This is a genomic window from Mycobacterium timonense (assembly GCF_025821985.1).
Lineage (GTDB): Bacteria > Actinomycetota > Actinomycetes > Mycobacteriales > Mycobacteriaceae > Mycobacterium > Mycobacterium avium.
The window spans coordinates 21,221-38,131 of sequence record NZ_JACKSY010000042.1 but is presented as its reverse complement, the minus strand read 5'-3'; the positions used below and the strand labels follow the sequence as shown (position 1 = coordinate 38,131).

General features: G+C 65.0%; 11 protein-coding genes, 3 rRNA genes and 1 pseudogene. 6 read left to right on the top strand and 9 right to left on the bottom strand.

Annotation, left to right across the window (positions count from 1 at the left end):
* Positions 1-41: 41 nt before the first annotated feature.
* Together H7I87_RS11835 and H7I87_RS11830 are read left to right on the top strand one after the other, a co-directional pair.
* Positions 42-1,676 carry an adenylate/guanylate cyclase domain-containing protein gene (locus H7I87_RS11835; protein WP_019732736.1) on the top strand — a complete coding sequence of 545 codons (1,635 nt, stop codon included), beginning with the start codon at positions 42-44 and terminating at the stop codon, positions 1,674-1,676.
* A 60-nt stretch (positions 1,677-1,736) separates the two neighbouring features.
* Entirely contained in the window at positions 1,737-2,117 is a 381-nt protein-coding gene (locus H7I87_RS11830; RefSeq protein WP_175417506.1) for a hypothetical protein, read from the top strand.
* A gap of 21 nt (positions 2,118-2,138) precedes the next feature.
* On the opposite strand, the gene H7I87_RS11825 is transcribed toward H7I87_RS11830, so the two are convergent.
* On the bottom strand, positions 2,139-3,386 hold the full coding sequence (locus H7I87_RS11825) for an MFS transporter (protein ID WP_019733946.1): 1,248 nt from the start codon (positions 3,384-3,386) through the stop codon (positions 2,139-2,141).
* Between the two features lie 81 nt (positions 3,387-3,467).
* Between H7I87_RS11825 and H7I87_RS11820 the strand changes: the two are divergent.
* The 3 genes and pseudogenes from H7I87_RS11820 to H7I87_RS11810 all read left to right on the top strand — a co-directional run bounded on the left by H7I87_RS11820 (position 3,468) and on the right by H7I87_RS11810 (position 6,433).
* Positions 3,468-4,353 (top strand): annotated as a pseudogene (locus tag H7I87_RS11820) (LysR family transcriptional regulator).
* Positions 4,354-4,439: 86 nt separating this feature from the next.
* Entirely contained in the window at positions 4,440-5,939 is a 1,500-nt protein-coding gene (locus H7I87_RS11815; protein WP_009975720.1) for a DNA-3-methyladenine glycosylase 2 family protein, read from the top strand.
* Positions 5,936-6,433 carry a methylated-DNA--[protein]-cysteine S-methyltransferase gene (locus tag H7I87_RS11810; RefSeq protein ID WP_009975719.1) on the top strand — a complete coding sequence of 166 codons (498 nt, stop codon included), beginning with the start codon at positions 5,936-5,938 and terminating at the stop codon, positions 6,431-6,433. Before H7I87_RS11815 ends, H7I87_RS11810 begins: the two co-directional genes overlap by 4 nt.
* Positions 6,434-6,480: 47 nt before the next feature.
* Here H7I87_RS11810 and H7I87_RS11805 read toward each other — a convergent pair whose 3' ends face one another.
* The 5 genes from H7I87_RS11805 to murA all read right to left on the bottom strand — a co-directional run bounded on the left by H7I87_RS11805 (position 6,481) and on the right by murA (position 13,914).
* Positions 6,481-6,978, bottom strand: coding sequence for a pyridoxamine 5'-phosphate oxidase family protein (locus H7I87_RS11805; RefSeq protein ID WP_003873214.1), 498 nt, complete (start codon positions 6,976-6,978; stop codon positions 6,481-6,483).
* A gap of 195 nt (positions 6,979-7,173) precedes the next feature.
* Positions 7,174-7,286, bottom strand: a 5S ribosomal RNA gene (rrf, locus tag H7I87_RS11800).
* A 90-nt stretch (positions 7,287-7,376) separates the two neighbouring features.
* Positions 7,377-10,489: ribosomal RNA gene (locus H7I87_RS11795) — 23S ribosomal RNA — on the bottom strand.
* A gap of 280 nt (positions 10,490-10,769) precedes the next feature.
* A 16S ribosomal RNA gene (locus H7I87_RS11790) occupies positions 10,770-12,302 on the bottom strand.
* Together the 16S, 23S and 5S rRNA genes form the textbook arrangement of a ribosomal RNA operon.
* A gap of 358 nt (positions 12,303-12,660) precedes the next feature.
* Positions 12,661-13,914 (bottom strand): UDP-N-acetylglucosamine 1-carboxyvinyltransferase, encoded by a 1,254-nt coding sequence (murA, locus tag H7I87_RS11785; RefSeq protein WP_003877298.1) that lies wholly within the window; start codon positions 13,912-13,914, stop codon positions 12,661-12,663.
* 84 nt (positions 13,915-13,998) lie between these two features.
* On the opposite strand from murA, the gene H7I87_RS11780 reads away from it, so the two are divergent.
* The gene (locus tag H7I87_RS11780) at positions 13,999-14,592 is read left to right on the top strand and encodes a cob(I)yrinic acid a,c-diamide adenosyltransferase (protein WP_019732348.1); all 594 of its coding nucleotides are present in this window, start codon (positions 13,999-14,001) and stop codon (positions 14,590-14,592) included.
* On the opposite strand, the gene H7I87_RS11775 is transcribed toward H7I87_RS11780, so the two are convergent.
* The 3 genes from H7I87_RS11775 to atpD are packed head-to-tail and all read right to left on the bottom strand — an operon-like array spanning position 14,589 to position 16,911.
* Positions 14,589-15,032, bottom strand: coding sequence for a DUF2550 domain-containing protein (locus tag H7I87_RS11775; RefSeq protein WP_003873218.1), 444 nt, complete (start codon positions 15,030-15,032; stop codon positions 14,589-14,591). The genes H7I87_RS11780 and H7I87_RS11775 overlap by 4 nt on opposite strands.
* Positions 15,033-15,048: 16 nt before the next feature.
* On the bottom strand, positions 15,049-15,414 hold the full coding sequence (locus tag H7I87_RS11770) for a F0F1 ATP synthase subunit epsilon (RefSeq protein WP_003873219.1): 366 nt from the start codon (positions 15,412-15,414) through the stop codon (positions 15,049-15,051).
* Between the two features lie 39 nt (positions 15,415-15,453).
* Positions 15,454-16,911, bottom strand: a complete 1,458-nt coding sequence (atpD, locus tag H7I87_RS11765) for a F0F1 ATP synthase subunit beta (protein WP_009975712.1) — start codon at positions 16,909-16,911, stop codon at positions 15,454-15,456.

Below are 16,911 nucleotides of genomic sequence, written 5' to 3'. Positions count from 1 at the left end.
CTCACCTTAGAGCGTGGCCGACAAATTAGGCTGACGCCACCATGTCGGCCACGCAGAGCACGGCACAACGCATCGGCCGGGTGCTCGAAAAGATCACCCGGCAAAGCGGCCGCCTGCCGGAGACCCCCGCCTACGGCTCCCTGCTGCTGGGGCGGGTCACCGAGAGCCAGCACCGGCGGCGGATCCGCATCCAGATCATCATGACCGTGATGGTGCTGGGCGCCAACCTGATCGGCATCGGGGCCGCGCTGATCCTGGTGATCGTCGCCATTCCGGCGCCGAGCGTGTTCAACGACGCGCCGGCATGGATCACCTTCGGGGTCGGGCCGGCCTATGTGGCCTCGGCGTTGGCGGTGGGCACCTACTGGATCACCCGGCGGACCGTGCTGGCGCTGCGCTGGGCCATCGAGGAGCGCAAGCCCACCCCCACCGACGAACGCAACACCTTCCTGGCCCCGTGGCGAATCGCGCTGGTGGATCTGGTGTTGTGGGGCGCCGGGACGCTGTTGCTGACCGTCCTCTACGGCCTGGTCGACACCATGTTTATCCCGCGGTTCCTGTTCGGGGTGAGCTTCTGTGGTGTCCTGGTGGCCACCGCGTGCTACCTGCTCGCCGAGTTCGCGCTGCGCCCGGTGGCTGCTCAGGCCCTCGAGGCGGGACCGCCGCCCCGGCGACTGACCGCGGGCATCATGGGCCGGACCATGACGGTGTGGTTCCTCGGCTCGGGCGTGCCCGTCATCGGCATCGCCCTGTTGGCGCTGTTCGAGATATGGCTGCGGAACCTGACCGAGACCGAGTTCGCCGTCGGCGTGCTGATCGTGTCGACGGCGGCGCTGATCTTCGGCTGCCTGCTGATGTGGATCCTGGCCTGGCTCACCGCGACGCCCGTGCGCGTGGTGCGTGCCGCCCTGAAACGCGTGGAGCGCGGCGACCTGCGTGGCGACCTGGTGGTGTTCGACGGCACGGAACTCGGTGAGCTGCAACGGGGATTCAACGCGATGGTGGACGGCCTGCGGGAGCGCGAGCGGGTGCGCGACCTGTTCGGCCGGCACGTCGGTCGCGAGGTGGCGTTGGCCGCCGAGCGGGAACGGCCGAAGCTGGGCGGCGAAGAACGCCACGTCGCCGTCGTGTTCATCGACATCGTCGGCTCCACCCAACTGGTCACCCGCCGGCCACCGGCCGAGGTGGTATCGGTGCTCAACCAGTTCTTCGGCATCGTCGTCGAGGAGGTGGACCGGCACTGCGGCTTGGTCAACAAGTTCGAGGGTGACGCGACGCTGGCCATCTTCGGGGCGCCGAATCATCTTGACTGCCCCGAGGATGCGGCGCTGACCGCCGCGCGCGCCATCGCCGACCGGCTGGCCAACGAGATGCCGCAGTGTCGCGCCGGCATCGGCGTGGCGGCCGGGCAGGTCGTCGCCGGCAACGTCGGCGCCCGGGAACGCTTCGAGTACACCGTCATCGGTGAACCGGTCAACGAGGCGGCCCGGCTGTGCGAGCTCGCCAAGTCGCACCCCGGCCGCCTGCTCGCGACGGGCGACGCCATCGAAGGCGCGAGCGAAAAAGAGCGGGCCCGTTGGTCTTTGGGCGACACCGTGACCCTGCGCGGCCACGAGCGTCCCACCCGGCTGGCCTCGCCCGCCGGCGCCGCCGACCGGCCGGCCGGAACGGATTGATTTTCGGAAGAAATGGGTAGAGGGACAACGACTCCAACCCCTCGAGAGATTGGTTTCGACGTGACCGGTAGCCGAAGTGCCCGCCGTATTTCCGTCGCCGCCGGGATGGCCGCCGCGATAGCGTTGAGCCCGCTGGCCGCGGGGTGCAGCTCGGGCAACAACAAGAGCCCGACGACCTCGACCGTCACCACCACCGTCACGACACCGGTCACCGTCACGACCACCGCACCGGCGGCGACGACCACCGCCGGGCCGGGCGGTGGCGGTGGCCCGATCGTCGGACCGGGCGGTGCGACCACCGCCGGCCCCGGCGGATCCGGGGCGGGGGCCGGACCCGGCGGCGCGAGCGCGAGTGTGCCGGGCGCCGGAGCATCCGCGGGGCCCGGCGGCGCGGGTGCCTGCGCCGGCGGTGTCTGCGTGGGGACCCCGCCCGGGCCGTAGCCGCGGACCCGCGGGCGAGCCTCACTTCACGCTGGCCACGCCGGCGACCACGCGCCGGCCGATGCGGAATCCGTTGTCCCGCACCAACAATGCGACCAGTGCGGCGCCGGCCATCAGCAGCACGACGACGAAACAGACAGTCGCCGACCAGCCGCCCACGCCGTACAGGACGCCGCCGAACGCACCGGCCACCGAACCACCCAGGTAGTAGCTGAACAGATACAGCGCCGACGCCTCGGCGCGGTCGCGCTGAGCGACGGCGCCCACCCAACCGCTGGCCACGGTGTGCGCGGCGAAGAAGCCCCCGGTGAAGACGCCGACGCCGGCGACGATGGCGGCCAGGGAGGGCGGCACGGTCAGCAGCAGTCCGGCTACCGCGATGGGTAACGCGGCCCCCAGCACCAGGGGGCGTCCCCGGCGATCGGCGAGCCGTCCGGCCACGACCGACGTCCCCGTCCCGACGAGATAGAGCAGGAAAAGCAGGCCCACCACCGACGGCGCCAGCCCGAACGGCCGGGCGGCCAGCCGGTAACCGAGGTAGTTGTACACCGTCACGAATCCACCCATCAGCACAAAGCCCACCGCAAAAAGCTTGGCCAACACCGGGTTTCGCAGATGCCCGGCGAGGTTGCGCAGGGCGGCGCGCACGCTGGCCGGCTTCGGGGTGAAGAACCGGGACCGCGGCACCAGCACCGCGAACACCGCCGTGCCGGCCAGCGTGATGAGGGAGCACGCCAGCAGGGCCACCCGCCAGGTGCCGACCTGGACGACCACCGACGGAACGATCCGCCCGGCCAGCCCGCCTATCGTGGTTCCGGCGATGTAGCGCCCCATCGCGGATCCCAGGGACGACGCGTCGACCTCCTCGGCCAGCAGCGCCATCGCGACCGCGGGTATCCCGGCGAGCGCGACGCCCTGCACCGCACGTCCGAAGACCAGCACGCCGAGCGAGGGGCTGAACGGCAACAACAGCCCGATGACACTGGAGGCCACCCCTGAGATCAGCATCACCCTGGTCCGGCCGTAGCGCTCGGAGAGCACACTCGCGGGAATGATCGACAGCGCCAACGCGCCGGTTGTCAGCGACACGGTCAGCGCCGCGGTGGCCGGGCCGATCCGGTAGTGCGCCGATAACGCGGGAAGCAGCGCCTGGGTGCAATACATCGCGGCGAAGCTGGCCAGGCCGGCGCCGCAGAGCGCGGCGGTCATCCGCCGGTATCCGCGGGTTCCTGCTTGATGCGCGACCGGACCGTGGGGCATGACCACCATGCTTCGGGCCGGCACCGCCCGACAGAAATGAATTTTCGCCCGCCCTATGATGCGTTCAGCGCATAAGTAGAGGTGGACGGGATGGCAGTGGGTGACTACGAGTGGTTCATCACACTCGCCGAGCTGCAGCACGTCACTGCGGCGGCCGAGCAGCTGCACGTCGCACAGCCGACGTTGACCCGGATGCTGGCGCGCCTGGAACAGCGACTCGGCGTGGCGCTGTTCGATCGTCACGGCCGGCGACTGTCCCTCAACACCTACGGCCGCATCTTCTACGAACACTCGCGCCGGGCGCAGTTGGAGCTGGATTCGGCACGGCGCGCGATAGCGGATCTGGCGGATCCCGCCGTCGGCGAGATCCGGTTGGCCTACCTGAGTTCATTCGGATCAACCGTGGTTCCGCAGTTGATCGCCCGGTTCAAGGAGTCGTCTCCGCGGGTGACCTTCACGCTGGAGGAAGGCGCCGCCGAATCGATCGCCGATCGCGTGCGGTCCGGCGGCGTCGACATCGGGGTGGTATCCCCGCGACCGGTCGAGCGAACCCTGGCCTGGCGCAGCCTGTTTCGCCAGCGCCTCGGTGTCGCGGTGCCCGATGGTCATCGATTCGCCCGCGGTGCCGCGGTGTCCATGGTGGACCTGGCCGACGAGCCCTTCGTGACGATGCACCCTGGTTTCGGGATGCGACGGCTCCTCGACGAGCTTTGCGCCGCAGCCCAATTCCGGCCTCGGGTCGCCCCTGCAAGCGCCGAATCTCACGACCGCGGCCAGCCTGGTCGCCGCGGGGCTGGGCATCAGCCTGGTCCCGATCGACGGCAGCAGTTATCCGTCCGGAGTATCCGTCAAGCCGCTGGCCGACGCGGATGCCTACCGCGATGTCGGCATGATCTGGGATTCCGGCCGACCGTTGCCGCGCTCGGCGCGCGACTTCATCGCGGCCGCCGCGGCCGTCGGGCGCGGCGGCTGGTAGCCGGCCGCCGATCCCGCTCCACGCCCGGCGACGACGATGTCGCTTTTCCGCTAGTTTTGTCGGCGGGCGGGTGTAAGTCTTGAGGCGTGCACGACGATTTCGAACGCTGCTACCGCGCCGTCCAGTCCAAGGATGCGCGGTTCGACGGGTGGTTCGTCACCGCCGTGCTGACCACCGGGATCTACTGCCGGCCCAGTTGCCCGGTGCGCCCGCCGTTCGCCCGTAATGTGCGGTTTTATCCGACCGCGGCGGCCGCTCAGCGCGCCGGCTTCCGGGCCTGCAAGCGGTGCCGTCCCGACGCCTCGCCGGGATCGCCGGAATGGAACGTGCGCGGCGACGTGGTGGCGCGCACGATGCGGCTGATCGCCGACGGCACGGTGGACCGCGACGGTGTCGGCGGCCTGGCCGCCCGGCTGGGCTACACCACCCGGCAGCTGGAGCGGTTGCTGCAGGCGGAGGTCGGCGCCGGTCCGCTCGCGCTGGCCCGGGCGCAACGCGCCCAGACGGCGCGGGTGCTGATCGAGACCACGGAGCTGCCCTTCGGCGACGTGGCATTCGCCGCCGGCTTCTCCAGCATTCGTCAGTTCAACGACACCGTGCGCGCGGTGTTCGAAAGCCCGCCGAGCGTGCTGCGCCGGCGCGCCTCGGCGCGCTGCGCATCCACGGCCAATTCGCCTGGCGCCGTGTGCCTTCGGCTGCCGGTCCGCACACCCTTCGGCTTCCAGGGCGTCTTCGGTCACCTCGCCGCGAGCGTCGTTCCCGGGTGCGAGGAGGTCCGCGACGGCGCCTACCGACGCACGCTGCGGCTGGGGTTCGGCACCGGCATCGTCACGTTGACCCCCGCCGCCGACCACGTCCGTTGCGAGCTGGTGCTCGACGACTTCCGGGACCTGACGGCGGCGATCGCCCGTTGCCGGCGGCTGCTGGATCTCGACGCCGACCCCGAAGCGGTGGACGAGGCGCTGGCCGCCGACCCGCAGCTCGCCCCGGCGGTGAGAAAGGCGCCCGGCCAACGCATTCCGCGCACCGTCGACGAGGCCGAGCTCGCGGTGCGCGCCGTGCTGGGCCAGCAGGTGTCCATCCGGGCGGCCCGCACCCATGCGGGGCGTTTGGTCGCCGCCTACGGCCGGGCGGTCCACGACCCCGAGGGAACCTTGACCCACACCTTCCCGTCGGTGCAGCAGCTGGCCGACGTCGACCCCATCCATCTGGCGGTGCCCAAGGCCCGGCAGCGCACGCTGGCCGCGCTGGTCGCCAGCCTCGCCGACCGCAGCATCGTCTTGGACACCGGGTGCGACTGGCAAAGCGCCCGAACGCAATTGCTGGCATTACCGGGAGTCGGCCCGTGGACCGCGGAAGTCATTGCGATGCGCGGCCTGGGCGATCCCGATGCCTTCCCGGCCGCCGACCTGGGTCTGCGCGTCGCGGCCAAACGGCTCGGATTGCCGTCGAGCCAGCGGTCGCTGACCGCTGCCAGCGCACGCTGGCGGCCCTGGCGTTCCTATGCCACGCAATACCTTTGGACCACTCTCGAGCATCCGGTGAACCATTGGCCACCGCAGCAGCCATCGAAGGAGACAGCATGATCGAGTACCGCACCGTCGACAGCCCGATCGGACTGCTGACCCTGGCCGGGCGCGATCCGGTTCTGACGAACTTACGGATGGTCGACCAGACCTACGAACCGAGCCGCACCGGGTGGACGGAGAATCCGCGGGCGTTCGCCGGGGCCGTCGAGCAACTCGGTGCCTATTTCGCCGGCGAGCTCACCGAGTTCGACATCGAGCTGGATCTGCGCGGCTCGGAATTTCAGCGCCGGGTGTGGCGGGCGCTGCAGACCATCCCCTACGGGGAAACCAGGTCGTACGGCGAAATCGCCGAGCAGATCGCCGCGCCCGGCGCCGCGCGCGCCGTCGGATTGGCCAACGGGCACAACCCGATCGCGATCGTGGTGCCCTGCCATCGCGTCATCGGCGCCAGCGGGAAGCTGACCGGATACGGCGGCGGACTGGACCGCAAACAAACGCTGCTGGCACTGGAGAGGCGCCACTCGCCGGCGAGCCTGACACTATTCGACTGAGCGGGTGCCGGGGCCGGTAAAACTGGCAAGCATAAGGATTTTCGGTTTCATTCACCGCGGTTGCCCTCGGTCAAGTCCGCGAGGAATCGCGGCAGGCGACCCGCACCGAAATCGTAGAAGCGTACCCAGGTCGGTGTGATCCCGATCCTCGCCTGGCGGTCGTACGTCTTGCGCACCTGCTCCTCGAACCTCGCGGCGGCGTCGGCGTCCATGCTCTTGCGGGCGGCAGCCAGGTACTCCGGCACCACGCCGTCGACGATCTGCACACGGGCCCGCCCGCGAATCGATAACGCGCGCGCCGTCTCCGGCGTATCTCCACCGTCGATGGACAGGGCGACATCGGCACACGCGGACAGGGCGGCGACCTTCGGAGACGTGGCGGCGGTGGCGATGACGAATTCCGCACCGGTCCAGAAGTAGCCCACCGGGATCACCCGCGGCGTCCCGTCCTTGGCCGTATACGCCAGATGCGCCGCCGACGTGGAGGCGAGCAACTCTTGCGCCCCGGGCGCACCCAATTCGGCCGCGATCTCGGACCTATCCATGACGAACCCGCCTCGATCGTGTCCGCGACATGAGCGCCTCCCCTTTTCGTCTCGACGCAAGGGTAGACCCGGCGGCGCCGTTAAAGTCATCGCATTCAGGAAGCCCCGCACGCACGGTTACCCGCCCGTCGATCTACCAGCCTCGATGACAGCGAATGTAAAAACGCCCCCGGTTTCCCGGGGGCGTTTTTGTATGTTCGGCGGTGTCCTACTTTTCCACCCGTATGGGCAGTATCATCGGCGCTGACAGGCTTAGCTTCCGGGTTCGGAATGGGACCGGGCGTTTCCCTGTCGCTGTGGCCGCCGTAACTCTATTTAAATTTGTTTCGGTGGGGGGTGTGGTGCCCGAGTTTCCACGGCGAATTGCCGCGAAAATGGATCGTGGTTGCGAGTTGTGTGTTGGTAAGTTTTCGGCCGGTTAGTGCCAGTTCCCTGCACTCATTACTGAGCTTCCAGGTCTGGCCTATCAATCCCGTGGTCTGCGGGGGGCCTTATCCCTCTAAAAGGGTGAGAAACCTGATCTTGGAGAAGGTTTCCCGCTTAGATGCTTTCAGCGGTTATCCTGTCCGAACGTGGCTATCCAGCCGTGCCCCTGGTGGGACAACTGGTATACCAGAGGTTCGTCCGTCCCGGTCCTCTCGTACTAGGGACAGGTTTCCTCAAGTTTCTGACGCGCGCGGCGGATAGAGACCGAACTGTCTCACGACGTTCTAAACCCAGCTCGCGTGCCGCTTTAATGGGCGAACAGCCCAACCCTTGGGACCTGCTCCAGCCCCAGGATGCGACGAGCCGACATCGAGGTGCCAAACCATCCCGTCGATATGGACTCTTGGGGAAGATCAGCCTGTTATCCCCGGGGTACCTTTTATCCGTTGAGCGACACCCCTTCCACTCGGGGGTGCCGGATCACTAGTCCCGACTTTCGTCCCTGCTTGACTTGTAAGTCTCGCAGTCAAGCTCCCTTGTGCACTTACACTCGCCACCTGATTGCCGTCCAGGTTGAGGGAACCTTTGGGCGCCTCCGTTACATTTTAGGAGGCAACCGCCCCAGTTAAACTACCCGCCAGGCACTGTCCGTGAACCCGATAAGGGTTCGACGTTAGGTGTCCAATACGATCAGAGTGGTATTTCAACAACGACTCCACACAAACTGGCGTCTGTGCTTCAAAGTCTCCCACCTATCCTACACAAACCGTACCGAACACCAATACCAAGTTGTAGTGAAGGTCCCGGGGTCTTTTCGTCCTGCCGCGCGTAACGAGCATCTTTACTCGTAGTGCAATTTCGCCGAGTCTATGGTTGAGACAGTTGGGAAGTCGTTACGCCATTCGTGCAGGTCGGAACTTACCCGACAAGGAATTTCGCTACCTTAGGATGGTTATAGTTACCACCGCCGTTTACTGGGGCTTAAATTCTCCGCTTCACCCTTACGGGTTAACGGGTCCTCTTAACCTTCCAGCACCGGGCAGGCGTCAGTCCGTATACATCGTCTTGCGACTTCGCACGGACCTGTGTTTTTAGTAAACAGTCGCTACCCACTGGTTTCTGCGGCCGAATCCCGCTCCCACCGCAAGGGTGTTCACGGTATTCCGGCCCCCCTTCTCCCGAAGTTACGGGGGCATTTTGCCGAGTTCCTTAACCATAGTTATCTCGTACGCCTTGGTATTCTCTACCTGACCACCTGTGTTGGTTTGGGGTACGGGCCGTGTATGTGCTCGCTAGAGGCTTTTCTTGGCAGCAGAGGATCACCGAATTCGCCTCAACCGGCTATGCATCACCTCTCAGGATTAGTGAGCGACGGATTTGCCTATCGCTCTCCCTACGGGCTTGCCCCAGTATTACCACTGACTGGTACGGCTGCCTTCCTGCGTCACCCCATTGCTTGACTACTACCAGCGAAGGTCCCACGCAGCCCCGAATCGCCACGCCCCCGAAGGGGAATGGTCGATCCGGTTTTGGGTGGTTAGTACCGCTGATTCATCAGGGACGCCCATACACGGGTACGGGAATATCAACCCGTTGTCCATCGACTACGCCTGTCGGCCTCGCCTTAGGTCCCGACTCACCCTGGGCGGACTGGCCTGGCCCAGGAACCCTTGGTCTTACGGCGGGCAAGGTTCTCACTTGCCTTATCGCTACTCATGCCTGCATTCTCACTCCCCCACCCTCCACCACCGGTCACCCGGAGGCTTCGCTGAATGGGGGACGCTCCCCTACCCACATCCACCGTAAAGATGAATGTGCCGCGGCTTCGGCGGTGTGCTTGAGCCCCGCTACATTATCGGCGCATAATCACTTGACCAGTGAGCTATTACGCACTCTTTCAAGGGTGGCTGCTTCTAAGCCAACCTCCTGGTTGTCTCTGCGACTACACATCCTTTTCCACTTAGCACACGCTTAGGGGCCTTAGCCGGCGATCTGGGCTGTTTCCCTTTCGACGTACGGAGCTTATCCCCCGCCGTCTCACTGCCACGCTTTACACCACGGCATTCGGAGTTTGGCTGACGTCAGTAACCTAGTAGGGCCCATCGGCCATCCAGTAGCTCTACCTCCGTGGTGAACCACGCAACGCTGCACCTAAATGCATTTCGGGGAGAACCAGCTATCACGGAGTTTGATTGGCCTTTCACCCCTACCCACAGCTCATCCCCTCAGTCTTCAACCTAAGTGGGTTCGGGCCTCCACGCGGTCTTACCCGCGCTTCACCCTGGCCATGGGTAGATCACTCCGCTTCGGGTCCAGAACACGCCACTACACCCCAAAGGGGATGCGCCCTATTCAGACTCGCTTTCGCTGCGGCTACCCCGCACGGGTTAACCTCGCGACGTGTCCCTGACTCGCAGGCTCATTCTTCAAAAGGCACGCCATCACCCCACGAGGAGGCTCTGACGGATTGTAGGCACACGGTTTCAGGTACTATTTCACTCCCCTCCCGGGGTACTTTTCACCATTCCCTCACGGTACTAATCCGCTATCGGTCATCGAGAAGTATTTAGGCTTACCGGGTGGTCCCGGCAGATTCACAGCAGATTCCACGGGCCCGCTGCTACTCGGGTGTTGATATAAGGCAGGTGCCGGGTTTTCGCGTACCGGGCTCTCACCGTCTACGGCGGGCCGTCCCAGGCCACTTCCGCTAACCACGCCACTTTCTGACTACCCCTCAGCCAGGTAGAGCTGAGACATATCAATCCCACAACCCCGCACACACAACCCCTACCCGGTTGTCCATGCATGCGGTTTAGCCTGTTCCGCGTTCGCTCGCCACTACTGACGGAATCACAATTGTTTTCTTCTCCTACGGGTACTGAGATGTTTCACTTCCCCGCGTTACCTCCCGCACCCTATATATTCAGATACGGGTAACACGACATCACTCGTGCTGGGTTTCCCCATTCGGAAATCCTCGGATCAATGCTCGGTTGACAGCTCCCCGAGGCATATCGCAGCCTCCCACGTCCTTCATCGGCTCTCGATGCCAAGGCATCCACCATGCGCCCTTAAACACTTACTTACACACAAGAGTTAAAAAAGAAATTACACATTTCGATGAACGCCGGCCACGAAGACCATGCGCTCATCTAGATGCTCGCAACCACTATCCAATACTCAAACACCACACCCCACCACCAAGATGGAGGGACTCCACACGGACGGACCGAGTGTTGTCTCAGGGCCCAATAGTGTGTCTGGCAATCATTTGCTGTTGCGCACCCGGCCCCCGTCCACTACAGACGGGAACCCCTCACGGCTCGCACCCCACCAGTTGGGGTGCTTTTCGTGGTGCTCCTTAGAAAGGAGGTGATCCAGCCGCACCTTCCGGTACGGCTACCTTGTTACGACTTCGTCCCAATCGCCGATCCCACCTTCGACAGCTCCCTCCCAAAAGGGTTAGGCCACTGGCTTCGGGTGTTACCGACTTTCATGACGTGACGGGCGGTGTGTACAAGGCCCGGGAACGTATTCACCGCAGCGTTGCTGATCTGCGATTACTAGCGACTCCGACTTCATGGGGTCGAGTTGCAGACCCCAATCCGAACTGAGACCGGCTTTAAAAGGATTCGCTTAACCTTACGGCATCGCAGCCCTTTGTACCGGCCATTGTAGCATGTGTGAAGCCCTGGACATAAGGGGCATGATGACTTGACGTCATCCCCACCTTCCTCCGAGTTGACCCCGGCAGTCTCTCACGAGTCCCCGGCATTACCCGCTGGCAACATGAGACAAGGGTTGCGCTCGTTGCGGGACTTAACCCAACATCTCACGACACGAGCTGACGACAGCCATGCACCACCTGCACACAGGCCACAAGGGAACGCCTATCTCTAGACGCGTCCTGTGCATGTCAAACCCAGGTAAGGTTCTTCGCGTTGCATCGAATTAATCCACATGCTCCGCCGCTTGTGCGGGCCCCCGTCAATTCCTTTGAGTTTTAGCCTTGCGGCCGTACTCCCCAGGCGGGGTACTTAATGCGTTAGCTACGGCACGGATCCCAAGGAAGGAAACCCACACCTAGTACCCACCGTTTACGGCGTGGACTACCAGGGTATCTAATCCTGTTCGCTCCCCACGCTTTCGCTCCTCAGCGTCAGTTACTGCCCAGAGACCCGCCTTCGCCACCGGTGTTCCTCCTGATATCTGCGCATTCCACCGCTACACCAGGAATTCCAGTCTCCCCTGCAGTACTCTAGTCTGCCCGTATCGCCCGCACGCTCACAGTTAAGCCGTGAGATTTCACGAACAACGCGACAAACCACCTACGAGCTCTTTACGCCCAGTAATTCCGGACAACGCTCGCACCCTACGTATTACCGCGGCTGCTGGCACGTAGTTGGCCGGTGCTTCTTCTCCACCTACCGTCAATCCGAGAAAACCCGGACCTTCGTCGATGGTGAAAGAGGTTTACAACCCGAAGGCCGTCATCCCCCACGCGGCGTCGCTGCATCAGGCTTGCGCCCATTGTGCAATATTCCCCACTGCTGCCTCCCGTAGGAGTCTGGGCCGTATCTCAGTCCCAGTGTGGCCGGACACCCTCTCAGGCCGGCTACCCGTCGTCGCCTTGGTAGGCCGTCACCCCACCAACAAGCTGATAGGCCGCGGGCCCATCCCACACCGCAAAAGCTTTCCACCAGAAGACATGCGTCTTGAGGTCCTATCCGGTATTAGACCCAGTTTCCCAGGCTTATCCCGAAGTGCAGGGCAGATTGCCCACGTGTTACTCACCCGTTCGCCACTCGAGTACCTCCGAAGAGGCCTTTCCGTTCGACTTGCATGTGTTAAGCACGCCGCCAGCGTTCGTCCTGAGCCAGGATCAAACTCTCCAAACAAAATCTCCTCGCGCAGCGAGGTGAATTTCAAATCAGAGATACCTGACAAGACGCCAAAAACTGGCATCATAAATTGCCATACCCACACACGGGGAGTGCTAGGTATGGCCAAAAACAACAACAAATAAAAAGACCAAACACACTATTGAGTTCTCAAACAACACTTGTTTCGCCCGTTTTGGGGCAACCCTGCCAGCTTAATACAGATCTGGCAGAGGAGTCAACTCCCAGTTTCGGGTCTTCGCAGACCCTTTCGGGAGCAGCCGTGCCAGGCTAGTACCAATCCGGCGAGGGAGTCAAGGCCCCGATCTCGTTCACCTTCGCGTTGGTGACCTCGCTTGTGGGGCACTGACTTTGGCTACTCTACCCGCTCGATCTCCGCTCCCAAAATCGCCAGGTTTTCCACGAACAACGGGTAGCCGCGGTCGATGTGGAAGACGTCGTGCACCTCGGTGTCCCCGTCGGCCACCAGCCCCGCCAACACCAGGCCGGCGCCGGCCCGAATGTCCGAACACCACACCGGCGCACTGGACAATTGCGGCAGCCCGCGCACCACCGCGTGGTGCCCGTCGGTGCGGGCGTCGGCGCCCAGCCGGATCATTTCCTCGACGAACCGGAAGCGCGCCTCGAACACGTTCTCGGTGATCATCGACGTGCCATCGGCGATCGACGCCAGGGCGATCGCCATCGGCTGCAGGTCGGTGGGAAATCCGGGAAACGGCAGGGTGGCCACGTTAACCGCCTTGGGCCGCTCGTACTGGGTCACCCGGAAGCTGTCGTCGGTCTGGGTCACGGTGGCCCCGGCATCGTGCAACTTGTGCAGCACCACCTGCAGGTGGGCGGGGTCGACGCCGGTCACCGAGATGTCCCCGCGGGTCATCGCCGCTGCGATGCCCCAGGTCGCGGCCACGATGCGGTCGCCGATCACCCGATGTTCGGTCGGGTACAGCCGCGGCACGCCGGTGATGGTCATGGTCGGCGAACCCGCACCCTCGACCTGCGCGCCCATCTGGTTGAGCATCGTGCACAGATCCACCACGTCGGGTTCGCGGGCCGCGTTGTGAATGGTGGTGACGCCCTCGGCCACCACCGCCGCCATCAGGATGTTCTCGGTCGCCCCCACCGACGGGAACTCCAGCTGAATCTCCGCGCCGCGCAACGTATCCGCCTGCGCCACCACGCATCCGTGCTCGATGTTGCAGGTGGCGCCCAGCTGGCGCAGGCCGGCCTGATGCATGTCCAGCGGGCGCGACCCGATGGCATCGCCACCGGGCAGCGCGACCCGGGCGCGCTTGCACCGGCCGACCAGCGGCCCCAGCACGCACACCGAGGCCCGGAACTGTCGCACCGCGGCGAAGTCGGCGTCGTATTTCGGCTCGTCGGGAGAGGTGATGCGGGCGACGTCGCCGTCGAGTTCGACGGTGGCGCCCAGGCCGCGCAGCACCTCGGCCATCAGCGGCACGTCCAGGATGTCGGGGCAGTTGGTGATGGTGCTGGTGCCCTCGGCCAGCAGGGTCGCGGCCATCAGCTTGAGCACGCTGTTCTTGGCGCCCCCCACTGCGACTTCGCCGGACAACCGGTTGCCGCCGGTCACCACGAATCGCTCGGCCACCCGGGTCAGTCTAGTGAAGCGGTGTCGGCTTTGTCAGTCAGCCAAGGCTCGGTCCCACCCGGGCGCCGCAGTACCGTTTTGGTCATGGCAGTGCATCTGACGCGCATCTACACGCGGACCGGCGACGACGGCACCACCGGATTGAGCGACTTCTCCCGGGTCTCGAAGAACGATCCGCGCCTGGTGGCCTACGCCGACTGTGACGAGGCGAACGCGGCGATCGGCGTGGCGGTGGCGGTCGGCCGGCCCGACCCGGAGCTGGCCGGCGTGTTGCGGCAGATCCAGAACGACCTGTTCGACGCGGGCGCGGACCTGTCGACACCGGTGGTGGAGGACCCCGAGTACCCCCCGCTGCGGGTCACCCAGCCCTACATCGATCGGCTCGAAAAATGGTGTGACACATACAACGAGTCGCTGCCGAAGTTGAATTCCTTTGTGCTGCCGGGTGGTTCGCCGCTCTCGGCGCTGTTGCACGTCGCCCGCACGGTGGTGCGCCGCGCCGAACGCTCGGCGTGGGCCGCGGTGGACGCCGCTCCCGAGGGGGTCAGCGCGCTGCCCGCGAAATACCTCAACCGGCTCTCGGACCTGTTGTTCATCCTGTCCCGGGTGGCCAACCCGGACGGTGACGTGCTGTGGAAACCGGGCGGTCAACAAGGCGGCGAGCCAGCTCCCGGCTAGAGGCTGCGGCGACGTGACCGGGGCGACGGACGCGACTCCAGCCAGGACAAAAACGCCGTCAACGCGCCCTTGTCGAACGCGATCTCGTAGCCGGACCTGCGGTCCTGGGTGGTGTCGCGCAGCTCGATGACGACGATCTCGTCGGTCATGATGTCGAACTCGTCGCCGCGCGGCGCGCGGCGGGACACGATCTCCACACCGCGCCGGCTCAGCCGACGGTCCGGCCACAGCCGCAGGCTGGACAGCCGATAGAACGCGGCCTCACCGCCGCGGTAACGGATCACCCCGTGCCGCCAGCCGTGACCGCCGACCGCGGGAATGTCTCGCATGATCCCCGCCGTGCCGCCCTGACGCAGCTTCCACAGCCGATAACTCAGCGCGATGACGGCGGCCGCCAGCACGACGACGAGCACGACCATGCCAGCCATGGGCGCGCTCATCGTTGCATCCGAGGCGCTAGTCGATCGCGCCGACGGCGCGCAATCTCGCGCGCCCCCGGGCCGCGACACGAGGATCGTCCGACTCGGCGGCCTCTCTGGCGGCGCTCTCGTCGATCTCCGAGGAGAACTCGGCGGATTCGGCGAGGATCGTCACCGTCTCCTCGGTGACCGACAAGAAGCCACCGTCCACCGCAATCCTCAGATCGTCTTCGCCTTCCCTTTCGACGCGCACCATTGCGTCGTCGACCAATTGCGCCACCAGCGGGATGTGCCGGGGCAGGATGCCGATCTCGCCGACCGTGGTGCGGGTGAACAGAAACGTTGCCTCACCCGACCAGATCTTGCGGTCGACAGCGACGATCTCAACGTTCAATTCAGCCATGCCACAGCACCTTTCGATACCTTTCGGTCCAGCCGCGGGTTACAGCTTGGCGCCAAGGCTCTCTGCCTTCTTGGCCAGGTCGTCCAGGCCACCGATCAGGAAGAAGGCCTGCTCGGGCACGTGGTCGAACTCGCCCTTGGTGAGCCGGTCGAATGCCTCGATGGTCTCCTTGAGCGGGACCGTCGAACCCGGCTGGCCGGTGAACTGCTCGGCCGCCATCATGTTCTGCGACAGGAACCGCTCGATCCGCCGCGCCCGGTTGACCAACTGCTTGTCCTCCTCGGACAGCTCGTCGATACCGAGGATGGCGATGATGTCCTGAAGGTCCTTGTAGCGCTGCAGGATTCGGATGACTTCCTGCGCCACCCGGTAGTGCTCTTCGCCGACCACGCCCGGGTCGAGAATGGTCGAGCTGGACGCCAGCGGGTCCACCGCGGGGAAGATGCCCTTGGAGAACACCGAACGCGACAGCTCGGTGGTGGCGTCCAGGTGCGCGAACGTCGTCGCCGGCGCCGGGTCGGTGTAGTCGTCGGCGGGCACGTAGACCGCCTGCATCGACGTGATGGACCGGCCACGGGTCGAGGTGATGCGCTCCTGCAACTCGCCCATCTCGTCGGCCAGCGTGGGCTGATACCCCACCGCCGAGGGCATCCGGCCGAGCAGCGTCGAGACCTCGGAGCCGGCCTGGGTGAACCGGAAGATGTTGTCGATGAACAACAGCACGTCCTGGCCCGCCTCGTCGCGGAACCACTCCGCCATGGTCAATGCGGACAGCGCCACCCGCATACGGGTGCCGGGCGGCTCGTCCATCTGACCGAACACCAGCGCGGTGTCCTTGAGCACGTTGGCTTCCTGCAACTCGACCCACAGGTCGTTGCCCTCACGGGTGCGCTCCCCCACCCCGGCGAACACCGAGGTACCACCGAAGTTGCGGGCGATGCGGTTGATCATCTCCTGGATGAGCACCGTCTTGCCCACGCCGGCGCCGCCGAACAGGGCGATCTTGCCGCCACGCACGTACGGGGTGAGCAGGTCGACGACCTTCAGACCCGTCTCGAGCATCTCCGTGCGGGGCTCCAGCTCCTCGAACGGCGGCGGCTTGCGGTGAATCGACCAGTGTTCGAAGTCTTCTCCGTAACCCGGCTTGTCCAGGCAGTGCCCCAGGGCGTTGAACACGTGGCCCTTGACCTCCTGGCCGACCGGCACCGAGATGGAACGACCGGTGTCGATCACCTCGACGCCGCGCACCAGGCCGTCGGTGGGCTGCAGCGAGATGGTGCGCACCAGGTTGTCCCCGAGGTGCTGGGCGACCTCGAGCGTCAGCGTCTTGGCCAGCTCCTCGAACGTGATCTCCGCGTGCAGCGCGTTGAACAGGCCCGGCACCGAACCCCGCGGGAACTCGACGTCGACGACCGGTCCGGTGACCCGCACCACCCGGCCGCTGGTGTCGCTGTTGGCCGACTTCGTGTTCTTGTCGGCGGTTTCAGTAGCAGGCAT